This window comes from Streptomyces sp. NPDC050674, assembly GCF_040654575.1.
Classification (GTDB): domain Bacteria; phylum Actinomycetota; class Actinomycetes; order Streptomycetales; family Streptomycetaceae; genus Streptomyces.
Genome location: NZ_JBFAIG010000004.1, coordinates 271002 through 288015 on the forward strand (window position 1 = coordinate 271002; position 17014 = coordinate 288015).

Below are 17014 nucleotides of genomic sequence, written 5' to 3' on the forward strand. Positions count from 1 at the left end.
GCGGCGAGGGAAGAACTCCGCTTCAGCGTGCGCTGTACCTCGACAGTCGGCTACCCGAGGAGGGGCGATCGTGACCAGAGGACATCGCATCACCATCGAGCGCAGCGGCGGGCACGTGCGGGTGGTGCACGGCGGGCAGGTGCTGGCCGAGAGCGACCGGTCGCTGGTGCTGCGCGAGACGGGCTGTCCCGAGCGGTACTACATCCCGCCCGAGGACGTGCGCCTGGATCTGCTGACGCCGTCCGGCACGCAGACGTACTGCCCGTTCAAGGGCACCGCCTCCTACTGGTCGCTGCCGGACGCGGCGGACCTCGTCTGGGCGTATCCGGACCCCAAGCCGGACGTGGCCGAGATCAGGGACCACCTGTGCTTCTACGAAGTGGAAGTGTTCTGATCGGCTGACGCGCCGCCCGCCTCATCGATGAACACCCCGGCGTGCGGCAGTCTGCATGAGCATGGACAAGAAGACTCTTTCGCGCGACGGCACCCGCATCGCCTACGAGAGCACCGGGCACGGCCCCGCGGTCGTCCTCGTGAGCGGCGCGATGTCGACCGGCGGCACGCTGGCGCCGCTGGCCGTGTCCCTCTCGGAGCGTTTCCAGGCCGTGGTGTACGACCGCCGGGGCCGCGGCGCGAGTGCGGACACGGCTCCGTACGCCGTGGAGCGTGAGGTCGAGGACCTGGCCGCGGTGATCGAGGCGGTGGGCGGCGAGGCGCATCTGTACGGCATCTCCTCGGGCGGGGCGCTGGCGCTGGAGGCGGCGGCGAGCGGACTGCCGGTGCGGCGCGTGGCCGTCTACGAGGCGCCCTTCGCGATGTCCGAGGAGGGCGCCGGGGAACGGGCGCGGTACACCGAGCGGCTGACGGAGGCGCTCGGCGAGGGGCGGCGCGGGGACGCGGTCGAGCTGTTCCTGCGGCTGACGGGTCTCGCCGAGGGCATGATCCAGGGCGCCCGCCAGTCCCCCATGTGGGCCGGGATGGAGGCGATGGCCCCGAGCCTCGCCTACGACGACGCCGTGATGGGCGACGGCACCGTCCCCCGCTCCCGGCTGGGCTCGGTCGGCGTCCCCGTTCTGGCGGTGGCGGGCGACGCGAGCCCCGAGTGGCTGCGCGAGGCGGCCAGGGCGATCGCGGACTCCGTCCCCGAGGGCTCCTACCGCACGCTCCAGGGGCAGACGCACATGGTGGAGCCGAACGTGCTGGCGCCGGTGCTGACGGAGTTCTTCAGCCGGGGCTGAGAGGGGCGGTACGGCTCCACGCGCGCGTGGAGCCGGGCCCCGGGTCCGACGGGCGGGTCAGGCCACGCCCGCCGCCGCGCGGGTCGTCGAGGCGATCGTCGCCGAGCCGACCACGCGCGTGCCGTCGTACAGCACGATCGCCTGCCCGGGGGCGACGCCGCGGACCGGCTCGGAGAAGGTGACCTCCAGGCGGCCGTCGACGACCTCGGCGCTCACCTCGGTCTCGCCGCCGTGGGCGCGCAGCTGGGCCGTGTAGGTGCCGGGGCCGGCCGGGGCGGCGCCGCACCAGCGGGGCTTGATCGCGGTGAGGGCGCCGACGTCCAGGGCGGAGGCCGGGCCGACGGTCACGGTGTTGTCCACCGGCGAGATGTCGAGGACGTAGCGCGGTTTGCCGTCGGGCGCCGGGGTGCCGATGCGCAGACCCTTGCGCTGGCCGATGGTGAAGCCGTACGCCCCCTCGTGCGTGCCGACCTTCGCGCCGGACTCGTCGACGATGTCGCCCTCGGAGCGGCCGAGGCGCTGGGCGAGGAAGCCCTGGGTGTCGCCGTCGGCGATGAAGCAGATGTCGTGCGAGTCGGGCTTCTTGGCCACCGCCAGGCCGCGGCGCTCGGCCTCGGCGCGGATCTCTTCCTTGGTGGTGACGGTGTCGCCGAGCGGGAACATGGCGTGGGCGAGCTGCCGGTCGTCGAGCACTCCGAGGACGTAGGACTGGTCCTTGGCCATGTCCGAGGCGCGGTGCAGCTCGCGGGTGCCGTCCTCGCGGACGATCACCTGGGCGTAGTGGCCGGTGCAGACCGCGTCGAAGCCGAGGGCGAGCGCCTTGTCGAGGAGGGCCGCGAACTTGATCTTCTCGTTGCAGCGCAGGCACGGGTTGGGGGTGCGGCCGGCCTCGTACTCGGCGACGAAGTCCTCGACGACGTCCTCCCGGAAGCGGTCGGCGAGGTCCCACACGTAGAACGGGATGCCGATGACGTCGGCGGCGCGGCGGGCGTCGCGGGAGTCCTCGATGGTGCAGCAGCCCCGCGCGCCGGTCCGGAAGGACTGGGGGTTGGCGGAGAGCGCGAGGTGCACGCCGGTCACGTCGTGGCCCGCTTCGGCCGCGCGGGCGGCGGCGACGGCGGAGTCGACGCCGCCGGACATGGCGGCCAGGACGCGGAGGGGGCGGGAGCGCTGCGAGGTCTCAGTCATAACCCCTCCAGGGTACGGGGACACGGGAACCAGGACCGCCGGGTATCCGTTGACGATCACATGGGAGAGCGGAAGGCTTCGAGGGACGGCGACCGGAAGGTCGGCCGCCGCGCGCTGCTGATCGGCGGCACCGCGGCCGCCGCGGGCTCCGCCGTCCTCGCCCGGGACGAGCTGGCGCGCCTGTGGTGGCGTACCCCGGGTGTGGAGAAGCCGCGCAAGGAGGGCGAGGTCGACTACGCGGGCGCGCGCTGGGTGGCGGCGTCGGACGCGAACTGGCGCCGCGCGGACCGCCCCGACGACTACGGCATAGACCTGGTCGTCGTCCATGTCACGCAGGGCAGCTTCGACAGCGCGGTGAAGGCCTTCCAGGACCCGGGGCACAAGGCCGCGGCGCACTACATCGTCGGGCAGGACGGGCGGGTCGCCCAGATGATCCGCGAGCTGGACGTGGCCTACCACGCGGGCAACCGCGACTACAACGAGCGCAGTGTCGGCATCGAGCACGAGGGCTTCGTGGACCGCCCGCAGGACTTCACGGACGAGATGTACGAGGCCTCGGCGCGGCTCACGGCCCGGATCTGCGCCCGCTACGACATACCCGTCGACCGCGAGCACATCATCGGCCACGTGGAGGTCCCGGGCACGGACCACACCGACCCGGGGCGGCACTGGGACTGGGACACGTACCTGCGCCTGGTGCGGCGGGCGCGCACGACACCGGCCTGATCACCGGCCTCCGCGCGGCCCGGCCTAGGTCAGTCCCGCCGCCCTCGCCCGCTCCACCGCCGGGCCGATGGCCTTCGCCAGGGCCTCGATGTCGGCCTCCGTGGAGGTGTGGCCGAGGGAGAAGCGCAGGGTGCCGCGGGCCAGGTCGGGATCGGTGCCGGTGGCGAGCAGGACATGGCTGGGCTGGGCGACGCCGGCGGTGCAGGCGGATCCGGTGGAGCACTCGATGCCCTGGGCGTCGAGCAGGAGCAGCAGGGAGTCGCCCTCGCAGCCGGGGAAGGTGAAGTGCGCGTTGGCCGGGAGGCGGCCCTCGGGGTCCGGGTCGCCGCCGAGGATCGCGTCCGGCACGGCCGAGCGGACCGCGGTGACCAGGGCGTCGCGCAGGGCGCCGATCTCGCGGGCGAACCACGCGCGCTGCTCGGCGGCGAGGCGTCCGGCGACGGCGAAGGAGGCGATGGCGGGCACGTCGAGGGTGCCGGAGCGCACATGGCGCTCCTGTCCGCCGCCGTGCAGGACCGGCACAGGCGTGTGCTCGCGGGCCAGGATCAGGGCGCCGATGCCGTAGGGGCCGCCGATCTTGTGGCCGGAGACCGTCATCGCGGCGAGGCCGGAGGCGGCGAAGTCCACGGGGATCTGGCCGAAGGCCTGGACGGCGTCCGAGTGCAGCGGGACTCCGAAGTCGGCTGCGGTGTCGGCGAGTTCGCGGATCGGCAGGATCGTCCCGATCTCGTTGTTGGCCCACATGACGGTGGCGAGGGCCACGTCGTCGGGGTTGCGGGCGATCGCCTCGCGCAGGGCGCCGGGATGGACGCGGCCGTGTGAGTCGACCGGCAGGTACTCGACGGTGGCGCCCTCGTGTTCACCGAGCCAGTGCACGGCGTCGAGGACGGCGTGGTGCTCGACGGGGCTGGCGAGGACGCGGGTGCGGGCCGGATCGGCGTCACGGCGTGACCAGTACAGGCCCTTGACGGCGAGGTTGTCGGCCTCCGTGCCGCCCGAGGTGAAGACGACCTCGCTGGGGCGGGCGCCGAGGGCTTCGGCGAGGGTCTCGCGGGCCTCCTCGACGGTGCGTCGGGCCTGCCTGCCGGATGCGTGGAGGGAGGACGCGTTGCCGGTGGCACCCAGCTGGGCGGTGAACGCCTCAACCGCCTCCGGGAGCATCGGGGTGGTCGCGGCGTGGTCGAGGTAAGCCATGGTGAGCCCGATTCTACGGCTCCCCTTCGACCGGCCTCAGATCAAGGCTGGCCGAACATGAACCGCCGAGCGGCGCGGCGACGGCCCGTCGTCCCCGGGCCCGGCCGCGGCGTGCCGGCGGACGGCTGTCCGACGACGGCTCAGAAGCTCCACGAGATGGTGCTGTCGAACTCCATGAAGGCCGCCAGGACCAGCAGGTCGGCGATGCCCAGGGACAGACCCAGCCAGGCGCGGCCGCGGCGCTCGGTGCCGCGCCACAGGGCGACACTCGCCAGCACGATGGCGATCGGGCCGAGGAAGAGGTTGAGCACGAGCAGGCCCAGCAGGCCGAGGATGAAGGACGCGACGGCCATGCCGTCGGTGTCGCGGATGCCGGTGCGGCGCGAGGCCGGAGCGGTGAGCTGCATGGTGATCGACTCCCGAAGTCGGATCGAAGGGGTGGTCGAAGGGATGGTGGCCGGTGTCAGTGGGCCTGGGTGTGGCGGCGGCGGCCGCGCTCGCGGAGCGCGAAGATGCCGAGCCAGACGGCGATGACGACACCGACGGCGACGGAGAAGGTGAGCGGCGCGTGGGCCACGGTGCCCAGGACGACACCGAGCAGCAGGAGTGCGGCGACGATGAACAGCACGGGAAACAGCCCCCAGGGTTTCGGTGAACGGTTGTGGTTACAGTTGTTCACTGACTTCCCAGCCTAACGCCTCCCATGACTTTCCAATTCCAGAGAACAGTTGTTAACTGCATGGTATGAGTCACACCCTCGGGATCCGGCAGGCCCAGAAGCAGAAGACCCGGCAGGCACTCCTGGACGCGGCCCTCGGGCTGCTGGAGGAGCAGAGCCTGAGCAGCCTGGGTCTGCGCGAGGTCACCCGCGCCGTCGGTGTCGCCCCGACCGCCTTCTACCGCCACTTCCGCTCCACGGCGGATCTGGGCGTGGCCCTGGTCGAGGAGGCGCTGGGCAGCCTGCACCCGATGATCCGGACGACGGTGTCCACCACGGGCGACCACGAGGAACGCATCACACGCACCATCGAACTGATCGCCCGTCACGTCGACGGGTACCCCGCCCATGTCCGCTTCATCGCCCGTGAACGACATGGCGGAGTTCTGCCGGTACGGGAGGCGATACGGGAGCAATTGGCCCGGTTCGCCCAGGAGGTCAAGGACGAGCTGGCCAAGGACCCGGTGTCCGAGGGCTGGAGCGAGGACGACCTGCTGATGCTCGCGCACCTCTACGTGGACCAGATGCTGAGCACGGCGTCGCTGTTCCTGGAGGCCCTGGAGGGCCCGGAGGAGGAGCGCCCGGACCGGACCCGGCACGTCACACAGCTGGCGACCCGCCAGATGCGGCTGATCGGCCTCGGCCGCGGCCACTGGCTGGATTGACACCCTCGTGCGGCAACGCGCGGAGGCGGCGCGCCCGTACGCCGGACGCGCCGCCCCTGCCGTGCTGCCGCGCCCCGGCCGGATGCGGGTCGGACCCGGGCCGGCCGGATGCGCCTACTGCTCCTTCTGCGGCTGCTGGGGCTGCTGCCCCGTCCCGCCCGCGGCCTGACCGCCGCCCCCGGGGCCGCCGCAACCGCCGCCGGGACCGCCCTGACCGCCCTGCGCGCCGCCGGGCGCGCCACTGGGCATGCCCGAAGGAGCCCCGGACGGTGCCCCTGTCGGCCTGGCGCCCGAGGCGGCGCCCGAAGGAGCCCCTGCCGGAACACCCGAGGGAGCCCCGGAAGGAGCTCCCGAAGCCGCCGACGGAACACCCGAGGGAGCCCCCGAAGCCGCCCCCGACGGCGCCTGGCATGCCTGCCGCTGCCCGGAACCGCCCCCGCCGTCCGAGGACGACGACTCACCCGACCCGCAGGCCGTCAGAGCCGGCGGGAACAGCACCAGCAGGGCCACGGCGGGAACGAGACGCGCACGCTTCATGAGAGACAGCTCCAGGGAAGATGAGGGAGTCCTGAGGCGCGTACTCAACCAGCGCCGTCTGGGCCTTCCTTGGGGCCGCCCTGTGACCTGCCTGTCAGCCGGGCGGAGTTCAGCTCAGCCGGACCCGCGCCAACTGCCGGGACTGCGCCACCAGCCGGTCCTCGCTGTCCCACACCTCGGCGTCCTCCTCCAGGAAGCCGCCGGCGAGGTTGCGCGTTGTGATCGACACCCGCAGCGGGCCCGGCGCCGGGCGGCAGCGGACGTGCACGGTCAGCTCGATGGTCGGCACCCAGCCCTTGAGCCCGAGCTCGAAGGCGGTGGGCGGCAGGGCGTCGACCGCGAGCAGCAGGGAGAGCGGGTCGGGGTCGCGCCCGTCCTTCAGGCCGAACCAGGCCCGCATCTCGCCCTTGCCCGAGGGCTGCCCGAGGGCCCAGCCGAGCGTGGACGGGTCGAGCTTGAGCATCAGGCGCTCGGTGATCGCGGAGCTGCCGTCGACGGGGGCGGGCCCGTCCTCGGGGCCGAAGCAGTGCTCCAGCGGCGGGATCGCGGGCGGGCGGGCCGTCGTACGGACGTCGTCGGGCAGGGCGTCCAGGTCGCCGTAGGAGGCGAGGACGCGGATGCGTTCCACCTCGCGGCCCTCGTCGTCATGCTGGAAGAGGGAGGCCTGGCCGGTCGACAGGGTGCGGCCGGTGCGGACGACGTCCGTGCGGACGACGGCGGGGCCGGGCTGGGACGCGGTCAGGTAGTGCGCCGAGATCGTGAAGGGGTCGGCGTGCGGCAGGGCGTCGGCGAGGGCGCGGCCGAGGACGGCCAGCAGGTAGCCGCCGTTGACGGCGCTGATGATCGTCCAGCCGGCGGAGAGGTCGATGTCGTAGACGCCCGGCGCGCGGCGGGTGAGCGCGGTGTCGCGGTCGAACTCGCTGTCGCCGATCGTGGCCCGGGCGGCCGGGGCGGTGGCTGCTTCTGGCATGGCTGAACAGTACAAGAACTAGCTACTAAGCGGTAGCTTTCCACAGTCGCACCTCACGCCCCGCCCTACGCCCCACCCCGGGTCAGACCTGGGTGAGACGCGGGCAATTTCTCGGTAAGTGTCCGACTCGTCCGTAAACCCCCGGACCCTTTCCGTCCTCTGTAGGGGCATGAGCCTCACCGGGACACCGTTCCTCTGCACGCTGGTCGTACTGTCCGTCGCCGCGCTCGTGGTGCCGCTGCTGCTGTGGTCGCGCATCCGCGGGCCCCGTTTCCTGCGGGCCGTCGCCCGGGCGTCGATGCTGCTGTTCGCGCAAGGCACGGCCGTGGCCCTGGTCTTCACACTGGTCAACAACGCCAACAACCTGTACGACAACTGGGCCGACCTGCTCGGCACCGGCGACCATGTGCAGCAGGCGGCGAATCTGGGCACCGACGGCACCGGCGGCATCTCGCTCAAGCGGCTGCCCAAGGTGCGCCAGACCTTCGAGCCCGCCACCGGGCCCGGGATGGGCGCGGCCGGCGGGGTGCGGGTGACCCAGCTCAAGGGCCGGGTGTCGGGTGTGAACGCCGAGGTCTACGTCTGGCTGCCCCCGCAGTACGGCGAACCGGCCTACCGCCACCGGAAGTTCCCGGTCGTGGAACTGCTGCCCGGCTACCCCGGCTCCGCGAAGGCGTGGTTCGGCTCGCTGCACGCGCACGAGCAGCTGGAGCCGCTGATGCGCGACGGGCAGGTGGCCCCGTTCATCCTGGTCGCGCCCCGCACCAACCTGCTGGCCGGGGTCGACACCGGCTGCGCCAACATCCCGGGCACGGTCGACGCCGACACCTGGCTGAGCGTCGACGTGCCGAAGATGGTCATGGACAACTTCCGTGCCCAGGCGGCCCCGCGGGGCTGGGCCGTCGCCGGCTACTCGGCCGGGGCGCACTGTGCGACCCGGCTCGCCATCGCCCACCCGGACCGCTACCGGGCCGCCGTCAGCATGTCCGGCTACAACGACCCGATCGGCGAACGCGACTCGCTCACCGCGCAGAGCCGGACCCTGCGCTCCGAGAACAACCCGTACCTGATGCTGCGCAGGGCGCCGGTCCCGCCGCGGATCGCGCTGTACCTCTCCGGCCAGCCGCACGACGGCTACGAGGCCGCCGTGGCATTGGAACAGAGCGCGAAGGCACCGACGACCGTGCACGTGGTGTACATCCCCAAGAGCGCGGGCGGCCACAACATGGCGCTGTGGCGGCCGCAGGTCGTCCCCGCGTTCCGCTGGCTGACCGAGGAGATGGGCGCCCGCGTCACGGCAGGACCGGCTGCTCCTCCTCGCTCACCGTCGACCGCCGGTGCCACGCCCGCGGAGCTCGCCAGTGGTACCGCATCGCGAGCAGCCGCAGTACGAAGGCGGTGACCACCGCGAGGGAGCTGGTGAGCGGGTTCAGGGTGTCGTAGCGGATGCACAGGGCGGCCAGGGCGGAGCCGACGATCGCCGGGACGGCGTACAGGTCCCGGTCCCAGCGCAGCAGCGAGGGCACCTCGTTGGCGAGGACGTCCCGCAGCACACCGCCGCCCACGGCCGTGGTCAGCCCGAGCCCGGCGGAGGCGGTTAGACCGAGCCCGTACTCGTACGCCTTGGTCGTGCCGGCCACGCAGAACAGGCCGAGGCCCGCCGCGTCGAAGACGTTCACCGCGACCTGGATGCGCTCCACCTGGGGGTGCAGGAAGAAGACCAGGAGGGTGGCGAGCAGCGGGGTGAGGAAGTACCCCAGGTCCGTGAACGCGGCGGGCGGCACGGCACCGATGACCAGGTCACGGAACAGGCCTCCGCCCAGTGCGGTGACCTCGGCGAGGACGGCCATGCCGAACACGTCGAAGTTCTTGCGCACGGCCAGCAGGGCACCGGAGATGGCGAAGACGAAGATGCCGATCAGGTCGAGCGTGTGCTGGACGGACGGGCTGAAGAGTTGCTGGAGCACCCGGACATACTCGCTCACCGCTCACGGGCGGCCCACCCCGGCCGCGACACAGCGGGGTCGGACCGCGCTCCCGGGCAAAGGAACGGCACGCGAATGCCGGACAGGCGGGGTCCTCCCGTCTGTCCGGCATGGTCCGCGGGTATGGCCCGGCTGTCAGGCCGGCTTGTCTCCCGAGGCCGGTTCGTCCGTTTCCTTCGCTGTGGCGGCACCCGACGAGGTCCCGTCCGCGGGCTTGCCCTCGACCGCCCCGGCCACCGCCGCCGACGTCTGCGCCGACTCGGCCAGCACCTCGTCGGCCACCAGCTCCGCCGCTTCCTTGGCGGCCGTCAGCAGCACCGTGTCCTGCGGGGCCTGGTCCTCGAAGTTCTCCGGGTGGTGGCAGGCCACCCGCTGACCGGGACGCAGTTCCTTCAGCGGCGGCTCGGTCGTCTTGCAGATCTGCGTGGCCTTCCAGCACCGGGTGTGGAAGCGGCAGCCGCTCGGCGGGGCGATGGGCGAGGGCACGTCGCCCTTGAGCAGGATCCGCTCGCTCTTGGCGTTCTTCCGCCTCGGGTCAGGGATCGGCACCGCCGACATCAGCGCCTTGGTGTACGGGTGCATCGGCGTCTTGTAGAGCAGGTCACGGTCGGCCAGCTCCACGATCTTGCCGAGATACATCACCGCGATCCGGTCCGAGACGTGCCGGACGACCGACAGGTCGTGCGCGATGATCACATACGTCAGGCCGAGTTCCTGCTGGAGGTCGTCGAGCAGGTTGACGACCTGGGCCTGGATCGACACGTCGAGCGCGGAGACCGGCTCGTCGGCCACGACGAGCTTCGGGTTGAGCGCGAGCGCGCGGGCGATGCCGATGCGCTGGCGCTGGCCGCCGGAGAACTCGTGCGGGTAGCGGTTGTAGTGCTCGGGGTTGAGGCCCACGACCTGAAGCAGCCGCTGCACTTCCTTCTTGACGCCGCCCTCGGGCGTGACCCCCTGGAGCTTGAACGGGGCGCCGACGATCGTGCCGATGGTGTGGCGCGGGTTCAGCGAGGAGTACGGGTCCTGGAAGATCATCTGCACGTCCCTGCGGAGCGGGCGCATGCCGCCCACACCGAGGTGCGTGATGTCCCGGCCCTCGAACTCGACCTGGCCGGCGGTGGGCTCGAGCAACCGGGTGATCAGCCGGCCCATCGTCGACTTGCCACAGCCCGACTCGCCCACGACACCGAGGGTTTCACCGGCCCTGACCTCGAAGTCGACGCCGTCGACCGCGCGCACCGCGCCGACCTGCCGCTGGAGCAGGCCCTTGCGGATCGGGAAGTGCTTCTGCAGCCCGGTCACCTTCAGCAGGATGTCACCGGCGGCGGCGTCCTTGGTGAGGGTGGCCGTGCCGGACGCATTCGCCTCGGTGCCGTCGCTTGCGGCGGGAGTGGTCACAGCGGTGTCCTTGGAGTTCTCGCTCACAGCTTCGGCGCAATCTCTTCGGTCCAGATGCGCTCCCGCTGCTCCCTGGTCATGTGGCAGGCGGCCCAGTGCTGGCTTCCGACCTCGGTCAGCTCGGGACGGACCGTGCGGGTGACGTTGTCCTTGGGGACGTCGGCGTACGGGCAGCGCGGGTTGAAGGCGCAGCCGGACGGGACGTTGATCAGGGAGGGCGGCGAACCCTTGACCGGGATGAGGCGCTCCTGCTGATCGCGGTCGAGACGCGGCATCGAGCCGAGCAGACCCCAGGTGTAGGGGTGGCGGGGCTCGTAGAACACCTGCTCGGCCGGTCCCCGTTCGACGCAGCGGCCCCCGTACATCACGAGGATGTCGTCGGCGAGCTCGGCGACGACCCCCAGGTCGTGGGTGATGATGATGACCGCGGAGCCGAACTCCTTCTGCAGATCCCGGATCAGGTCGAGGATCTGCGCCTGGACGGTCACGTCCAGGGCGGTCGTCGGCTCGTCCGCGATGAGCAGCTCGGGGTTGTTGACGAGCGACATCGCGATCATCGCGCGCTGGCGCATACCGCCGGAGAACTCGTGCGGGTAGCTGTCGACGCGCTTGTCCGGCTGCGGGATCCCCACGCGGTCGAGCATCTCGACCGCCCGGCGGCGGGCGATCTTCTTGCTGACGTCGTTGTGGATCCGGTACGCCTCCACGATCTGCTGGCCGATCGTGTAGTACGGGTGCAGCGCGGACAGCGGGTCCTGGAAGATCATCGCCATCTCGCGCCCGCGCAGCCGGCGGACGTGATCGGGGTCCGCGGACAGCAGCTCGGTGCCGTCCAGCCAGATCTCGCCGGAGATCTGCGCCTTGCGCTTGCCGTACTGGCCGGCGGTGTGCAGGCCCATGATGCCGAGCGAGGTCACCGACTTGCCGGAGCCGGACTCGCCCACGATGCCGAGGGTCTTGCCCTTCTCCAGCCGGAAGCTCAGCCCGTCCACGGACTTCACGAGGCCGTCGTCGGTCGGGAAGTGCACCTTCAGGTCGCGCACGTCCAGGAAGGAGGTCGGCGCCGACGAGTCGCTCGTGGGCTCGCCCACGGCCGCTGAGGTCTTGTTGAGTTCGGTCATGCGAGCCTCACCCGGGGGTCGATCACGGCGTACAGCACGTCCACCACGAGGTTGGCGATGAGCACCGCGACGGAGGTGATCAGGGTGACGCCCAGAATGATGGGCAGGTCCTGATTCTTGATCGCGTTGAGCACGGCCTGGCCCAGACCGGGCAGGCTGAACGTGGTCTCGGTCAGGATGGCGCCGCCGATGAGGGCGCCGAGGTCCATGCCGAGCATGGTCAGGATGGGCGTCATCGTCGAGCGCATGGCGTGCTTGCGGATGACGACCTGTTCACGCATGCCCTTGGCGCGGGCGGTGCGGATGTAGTCCTCGCCGAGGATCTCCAGCATGGTGGCGCGGGTGATCCGGGCGTACATCGCGGCGTACAGGAACGCCAGGGTGACCCACGGGAGGATCATGCCGCCGAGCCAGCCGGTGAAGCTCTCGTCGAGGGGCACGTACTCCGCGTTGATCCAGCCGAGACCGTAGGAGAAGATCGCCAGGCTCAGCAGACCGGTGAAGTAGATGGGGAGCGAGACACCCGCGAGGGCGACGACCATCGCGCTGCGGTCCCACAGCGTTCCCCGCTTGAGCGCGGACAGGACACCCGCCGTGACACCGAGCACCAGCCACAGCACGGCCGCGCCGAGCGCGAGACCCAGGGTCACCGGGAAGCGGTCGGTCAGCACCGGCCAGATGGCCTGTTCGCTGCGGAAGGAGTAACCGAAGCACGGCGCGGCGCAGTGGGTGACGTCGCCGCCGCCCGCGTACGTACGGCCCACGAAGATGCCCTTGAAGAACTCCCAGACCTGGGCGTAGATCGGGTCGCCCAGCCCCAGCTTCTGCCGCACGGCCTCGACGGCAGCCGGGTCGGCCTGCTTGCCCACGAAGCTGCTGGCGATGTCGACGCCCGCCCACTTGGGGACGAGGAAGAAGATGCCGAAGACCACCATGATGATGACTGCGAGCATCACTACGGCGGCGAACAGCCGCCTGATCAGGTAAGCGAGCACAGATCTCGGCCCGCCGCGGACCTCGGGCCACCGGAGGTCTTCCGATGGCCCGAGGTCACGCCGCGCCGGCCTTCACCTGCCTTTCGTGCCGTACGGCGGGTGTGCCGGTTACTTCGCGGACTTCAGGCCGAGGTTGACGAAGTCGTACATGCCGCTGTACGCGTCCGTCGTGTAGACGTTGGCCAGACGGTTGGAACGCCAGTTGATGAACTTCTCGAAGACGAAGGGCAGGTAGTAGCCGCCCTCCATCACCTTGTGGTTGATCTCCGAGGCGATCTTGGTCTTCCCCGCGTCGTCCAGCGTGGTGACGTACTTGTCGAACAGACCGTCGATCGTCTTGTCCTTGATCATGGCGAAGTTGTTGTTGCCACTCTCGAGGATGTAGCTGCTGTCCCACAGCGGGAGGCCGTAGCCCTGCACGGACGGGAAGTCCGGGCCCCAGCCCATGATGATGATGCCGTAGCCCTTCTTCTTCACGTTCGAGGGGCTGCCGATGATGCCGGAGCTCTGCGAGCCGTCGTACTGGTCGATGTCGACGGTGATGCCGACCTTCTTCAGCGACGCCTGGAGGGACTCGGCGGTGGCCACCTCGGCCGGCTTGTTGTTGCGGACCGCGATGGTGGTCTTGAAGCCGTTGGGCTGACCGCAGGCCTTGAGCGCTTCCTTGGCCTTGGCGATGTTGCCCTTCTTGTTGGCCCCCGCGAGCTCGTACGGGTCGTACTTCTGGCCCTCGGAGCCCGGGACGGCCGGCGGCAGCATGTTGGTGCCGATGTCACCACCGGCGACCGGGCCGCCGCGCGCGGTCTGCAGCGACACGTGGTCGGCGCCGTAGATCACGGCCTTGCGGCACTCGATGTTGTCGAACGGCTTCACCGTCTGCGGGAAGACCGCGTAACGGATGTAGCCGGAGACCGGGTTGTCCAGGTTGCCCTTGTGCTGCTTCAGGGCGGTGGTGCGGCCCTGCGGCGACATGCCGGTCTGGTTGATGTCCAGGTCGTAGTCGCCCGCGATCAGGCGCGCGTCCATGTCGTTGGCGTTGGAGAAGAACTTGACGGTGATCTTGTCCGGGTAAGCCTTGCGGATCGGGTCCGAGGCCTGCTTCCACTCGGTGTTGCGGACCAGCGTCAGGTCCTTGCCCGGGTTGTACGACTCGAACTTGTACGGACCGGAGGAGAACGGGTGCAGGCCGTACTTGGACTTGGTGTCCTTGTCCTGGCGGACCGGGGACGCCGAGGTCAGGGCCAGCATCTCCTCGAAGTCCGAGTTGGCCTGGGGCAGCTTGAAGACGATGGTCTTGTCGTCCGGCGTCTCGATGGCCTTCAGGCCCAGCTTGTCCGCGGACTTGTCCTTGTAGGGACCCTTGTACTCGCCCTTGGGGTCGAGCACGTCCTTCAGGTAGACCGGGCCACCGGACAGCACGTCCTGCGCCCAGACCCGCTCGATGCCGTACTTGACGTCCTTGGAGGTGATCGGCTTGCCGTCCTCCCAGGTGATGCCGTCACGCAGGGTGTACGTGTAGGTCTTGCCGTCGTCCGAGATCTTGGCGAGCCCGCTGGCGAGGTCGGGGGTCAGCTCGGTACCCGCCTTGCCCGGCTCCGTCTTGCTCGTGACGAGCTGACGGCTGTAGTAGCGGGAGAAGTTCCACATGAAGCCGTAGTAGCCGCGCGTGGTGTCCCACGAGTCGGCGTCCTGGGCCCCGGCGAACTTCAGCGTGCCGCCCTTCTTCGCGAGGGAGGCCTGGGCGACCTTGTTGTTCGCGGCGTCGAAGCCGGCCGCCCCGCCCTTCGACCCCTCGTTGTCCTTGCCGCCGCCGCACGCCGCCGTGGTCAGCAGTGCGGCGACCACGGCCGCAGCGGCCATGGCCTGCTTGCGCCGCCCTGAGGTGCGTTGGGTAGTCACGATCTCGGATCCTCCGGATTAGATGAGAGACGCCGTGCCAGGTGTCACGGGTCGCTGTTCGTACGGCAGTTCAGCGGGAGCCCTTCGGGTCGAGCGCGTCACGCACGCCGTCGCCGAAGAGATTGAAGGCGAGAACGGTGATGAAGATCGCCACGCCCGGGACCACCATGTACATGGGGTCCGAGTCGTAGTAGTCGATCGCGCTCGAAAGCATCTGCCCCCAGGAGGCCGTGGGCGGCTTGACGCCCACGCCCAGGAAGCTGAGTGCCGCCTCGGTGAGGATGTTGGTGGGGATCATCATCGTCGTGTACACGATGATCGGCGCGACCAGGTTGGGCAGCAGTTCCTTGAAGAGGATGTAGAACCGCCCGGCGCCGAGCGACCGGGCCGCCTCGACGTACTCCCGCTCGCGCAGCGAGAGGGTCTGACCGCGCACCACGCGTCCGATGTAGGGCCAGCCGAAGAAGCCGATGACCAGGATCATCACGAACAGGCGCACGCCGGTGCCGGTCAGACCCAGCATCTGGTTCGGCATGACGGAGACCAGGGCGATGATGAACAGCAGCTGCGGGAAGGCCAGCAGGCCGTCCATCACACGGCTGATGACGGAGTCGACCCAGCCACCGAAGAACCCGGCCAGGACGCCCACGACGGTGCCGATCACGACGGCGACGATCGCCGACAGGAAGCCGACGAGGAGCGAGATCTGGGCGCCGTAGATGATGCGGGCGAAGATGTCGCGACCGCTCACCGGCTCGACACCCAGCAGGTGCTCACCGCTGATGCCGCCCAGTGCCCCTGTGGGGGTGCCGAACAGCGGGTCGATCAGATCTTCGTGGTGCGCCTCGGGGTCCTGGCCCACCAGGCTCGTGATGACCGGCGCGAGCAGGGCGATCGCGATGAGCACGAGCACCATGATTCCGCCCGCAAGCGCGAGCTTGTCCCGCTTCAGGCGCTCCCAGGCGATGCGGCCCAGAGAACGACCCTGTACGGCTTTCGCATCGACGCCGACGACTGCCGCCTCTTCGGCCGCACTCGGAGCGGCTTCCGCGGTCGGCTCGTGCAGTGGTGCCGTCATCAGGCAGGGACCCCTCTTCTCAACCGGCGGTGGCCGGCCCGCGCATTTCCGCTGTGGCGGCGTGATCAGTCCGTCGTACACAGGGGCGAAACTCCCCTGGTGCCGGGAGTCTTCAACGCTTCAGCGTTTCGTTGCCAGACTTGGCGATGAAAGGATGCGTAAACGTGATGCTGTCTGCGGGGTTCCGTTATCCGGACGGCGGGTAGCGCGGAACGGTCGCGGATGAATCGGGGCACTTTACGCAGACTAGGCGTTTCATCCTCTATCTACGCGCGGAGACGCGCCCGGGTCCCACTCGCGGAGACGCGCCGGGCCCCACTCGAAGGGGGAGGCGGGCGGGAGGGCGAGGTGTCAGTACCTGCCCGGGGCCGGAGGGTATCCGTAGCCGGAGGCCGGGGCCTGGACGGGGGCCGTGGCGTGCGCCTCGCGGTCGTAGAAGGGGCGGGCCTTCGCCCGCAGCCACATGGCGACCGGGTCGTGCTCGTCGGACATGGCGACGGTCGACACCGGCAGCCCGTCGGGCACGGCGCCGAGGGACTGCTGCATCATCGCGCGCACGGAGTCCACCGCCGGAGGAGAGGTGTCGTACACGTCCAGTCCGATGGCGAGGTACGGCGCCCCGAGCGCGGGCTGCACCCAGGCGCGGCGCAGGGAGCGGACGGCCGGGGTGCGGTGGGCGTTCTGCGCGAGCAGGGCGTAGAACTGCGGGATCTCGATGGCGGGTTCGGACAGCCGCAGCGGGCCGGCGGGCTGGCGGTCCAGGCCCGTGGCGATTCTGCGCAGGTCGAGCCAGGGGATGCCGACGCCGCCGCCGGGTGCGTGCGGGTTGAGCCAGAGGCCGAAGTGGTCGGGGTAGAGGGCGCGGGCGACGTCGATCCCGTCGACCACCTCGTACGAGCGGTTCCAGCCGCTGGCGGAGAGCTCCTGGGCGGAGGTCACACACGGGGCGTAGCCGAACCCGTCGACGTCCATGTTCCCGTACTGGGCGTCGGGCGAGCCGGCCTGCCCGTGCCACAGGAGCATCCAGACCTGGCCGCTGTGCGGGGTCGCGAGCGCGCGCAGGAGTGCCTCGTAGGCGTCGTAACGCCCGGGCGTGACCTGGCGCAGCATGTGCTCGACCTGTCCGGCCGCGGCCGTGCCGCTCGCGCTCACCTTTACCGCCCCTTCGTACAACACCTCGACGGTGCCCTAGCTTAAGCCCGTGACCGGCCCCGGGGACTGGTGCCGTCGGGCGGGTACGGCCCGCGGGTGGCGGGTGGTGGAGCGCGCCCGGGCGGCGCGGTCGCACGACGACACGGCCCG

Annotated in this window: 18 protein-coding genes; 5 read left to right on the top strand and 13 right to left on the bottom strand. The window is 70.5% G+C overall.

Going from position 1 to position 17014, the window contains the following annotated elements:
* The first annotated feature begins 70 nt into the window (after window positions 1-70).
* Together AB0I06_RS09905 and AB0I06_RS09910 are read left to right on the top strand one after the other, a co-directional pair.
* The gene (locus tag AB0I06_RS09905; protein ID WP_362051980.1) at window positions 71-394 is read left to right on the top strand and encodes a DUF427 domain-containing protein; all 324 of its coding nucleotides are present in this window, start codon (window positions 71-73) and stop codon (window positions 392-394) included.
* A 61-nt stretch (window positions 395-455) separates the two neighbouring features.
* Window positions 456-1238, top strand: coding sequence for an alpha/beta fold hydrolase (locus AB0I06_RS09910; RefSeq protein ID WP_363118244.1), 783 nt, complete (start codon window positions 456-458; stop codon window positions 1236-1238).
* Between the two features lie 57 nt (window positions 1239-1295).
* On the opposite strand, the gene mnmA is transcribed toward AB0I06_RS09910, so the two are convergent.
* Window positions 1296-2426, bottom strand: a complete 1131-nt coding sequence (gene mnmA, locus AB0I06_RS09915) for a tRNA 2-thiouridine(34) synthase MnmA (protein ID WP_363118245.1) — start codon at window positions 2424-2426, stop codon at window positions 1296-1298.
* A gap of 60 nt (window positions 2427-2486) precedes the next feature.
* On the opposite strand from mnmA, the gene AB0I06_RS09920 reads away from it, so the two are divergent.
* Window positions 2487-3152 carry an N-acetylmuramoyl-L-alanine amidase gene (locus AB0I06_RS09920; protein WP_363118246.1) on the top strand — a complete coding sequence of 222 codons (666 nt, stop codon included), beginning with the start codon at window positions 2487-2489 and terminating at the stop codon, window positions 3150-3152.
* A gap of 24 nt (window positions 3153-3176) precedes the next feature.
* On the opposite strand, the gene AB0I06_RS09925 is transcribed toward AB0I06_RS09920, so the two are convergent.
* The 3 genes from AB0I06_RS09925 to AB0I06_RS09935 all read right to left on the bottom strand — a co-directional run bounded on the left by AB0I06_RS09925 (window position 3177) and on the right by AB0I06_RS09935 (window position 4974).
* A complete protein-coding gene (locus AB0I06_RS09925; protein WP_363118247.1) occupies window positions 3177-4346 on the bottom strand; it encodes a cysteine desulfurase family protein in 1170 nt (389 codons plus the stop codon).
* Window positions 4347-4486: 140 nt separating this feature from the next.
* Complete coding sequence (locus AB0I06_RS09930) at window positions 4487-4753, bottom strand: DUF4190 domain-containing protein (protein ID WP_363118248.1); 267 nt, start codon at window positions 4751-4753, stop codon at window positions 4487-4489.
* A 56-nt stretch (window positions 4754-4809) separates the two neighbouring features.
* Window positions 4810-4974: a hypothetical protein gene (locus tag AB0I06_RS09935; protein ID WP_363118249.1), complete on the bottom strand. Its 165-nt coding sequence runs from the start codon at window positions 4972-4974 to the stop codon at window positions 4810-4812.
* A 116-nt stretch (window positions 4975-5090) separates the two neighbouring features.
* Here AB0I06_RS09935 and AB0I06_RS09940 point away from each other — a divergent pair, with 116 nt between their 5' ends.
* Complete coding sequence (locus tag AB0I06_RS09940; protein ID WP_363118250.1) at window positions 5091-5729, top strand: TetR family transcriptional regulator; 639 nt, start codon at window positions 5091-5093, stop codon at window positions 5727-5729.
* A 114-nt stretch (window positions 5730-5843) separates the two neighbouring features.
* Here the strand turns inward: AB0I06_RS09940 and AB0I06_RS09945 are convergent, their stop codons facing one another.
* The gene (locus AB0I06_RS09945; protein WP_363118251.1) at window positions 5844-5978 is read right to left on the bottom strand and encodes a hypothetical protein; all 135 of its coding nucleotides are present in this window, start codon (window positions 5976-5978) and stop codon (window positions 5844-5846) included.
* Between the two features lie 397 nt (window positions 5979-6375).
* Complete coding sequence (locus AB0I06_RS09950; RefSeq protein ID WP_363118252.1) at window positions 6376-7236, bottom strand: thioesterase family protein; 861 nt, start codon at window positions 7234-7236, stop codon at window positions 6376-6378.
* Between the two features lie 169 nt (window positions 7237-7405).
* On the opposite strand from AB0I06_RS09950, the gene AB0I06_RS09955 reads away from it, so the two are divergent.
* Window positions 7406-8638: an alpha/beta hydrolase-fold protein gene (locus AB0I06_RS09955; protein WP_363118253.1), complete on the top strand. Its 1233-nt coding sequence runs from the start codon at window positions 7406-7408 to the stop codon at window positions 8636-8638.
* Here the strand turns inward: AB0I06_RS09955 and AB0I06_RS09960 are convergent.
* The 7 genes from AB0I06_RS09960 to AB0I06_RS09990 all read right to left on the bottom strand — a co-directional run bounded on the left by AB0I06_RS09960 (window position 8529) and on the right by AB0I06_RS09990 (window position 16864).
* The gene (locus AB0I06_RS09960) at window positions 8529-9203 is read right to left on the bottom strand and encodes a trimeric intracellular cation channel family protein (RefSeq protein WP_363118338.1); all 675 of its coding nucleotides are present in this window, start codon (window positions 9201-9203) and stop codon (window positions 8529-8531) included. The genes AB0I06_RS09955 and AB0I06_RS09960 overlap by 110 nt on opposite strands.
* Before the next feature lie 153 nt (window positions 9204-9356).
* Window positions 9357-10619, bottom strand: coding sequence for a dipeptide ABC transporter ATP-binding protein (locus AB0I06_RS09965; RefSeq protein ID WP_363118254.1), 1263 nt, complete (start codon window positions 10617-10619; stop codon window positions 9357-9359).
* A 23-nt stretch (window positions 10620-10642) separates the two neighbouring features.
* Entirely contained in the window at window positions 10643-11740 is a 1098-nt protein-coding gene (locus AB0I06_RS09970) for an ABC transporter ATP-binding protein (protein ID WP_363118255.1), read from the bottom strand.
* Window positions 11737-12735 carry an ABC transporter permease gene (locus AB0I06_RS09975; RefSeq protein ID WP_363118256.1) on the bottom strand — a complete coding sequence of 333 codons (999 nt, stop codon included), beginning with the start codon at window positions 12733-12735 and terminating at the stop codon, window positions 11737-11739. The genes AB0I06_RS09970 and AB0I06_RS09975 overlap by 4 nt, the downstream gene beginning before the upstream one ends.
* Before the next feature lie 108 nt (window positions 12736-12843).
* On the bottom strand, window positions 12844-14634 hold the full coding sequence (locus AB0I06_RS09980; RefSeq protein WP_363118257.1) for an ABC transporter substrate-binding protein: 1791 nt from the start codon (window positions 14632-14634) through the stop codon (window positions 12844-12846).
* A 70-nt stretch (window positions 14635-14704) separates the two neighbouring features.
* Window positions 14705-15712: an ABC transporter permease gene (locus AB0I06_RS09985; RefSeq protein WP_363118258.1), complete on the bottom strand. Its 1008-nt coding sequence runs from the start codon at window positions 15710-15712 to the stop codon at window positions 14705-14707.
* 351 nt (window positions 15713-16063) lie between these two features.
* Window positions 16064-16864 carry an enhanced serine sensitivity protein SseB C-terminal domain-containing protein gene (locus AB0I06_RS09990; protein WP_363118259.1) on the bottom strand — a complete coding sequence of 267 codons (801 nt, stop codon included), beginning with the start codon at window positions 16862-16864 and terminating at the stop codon, window positions 16064-16066.
* Window positions 16865-17014: the final 150 nt, after the last annotated feature.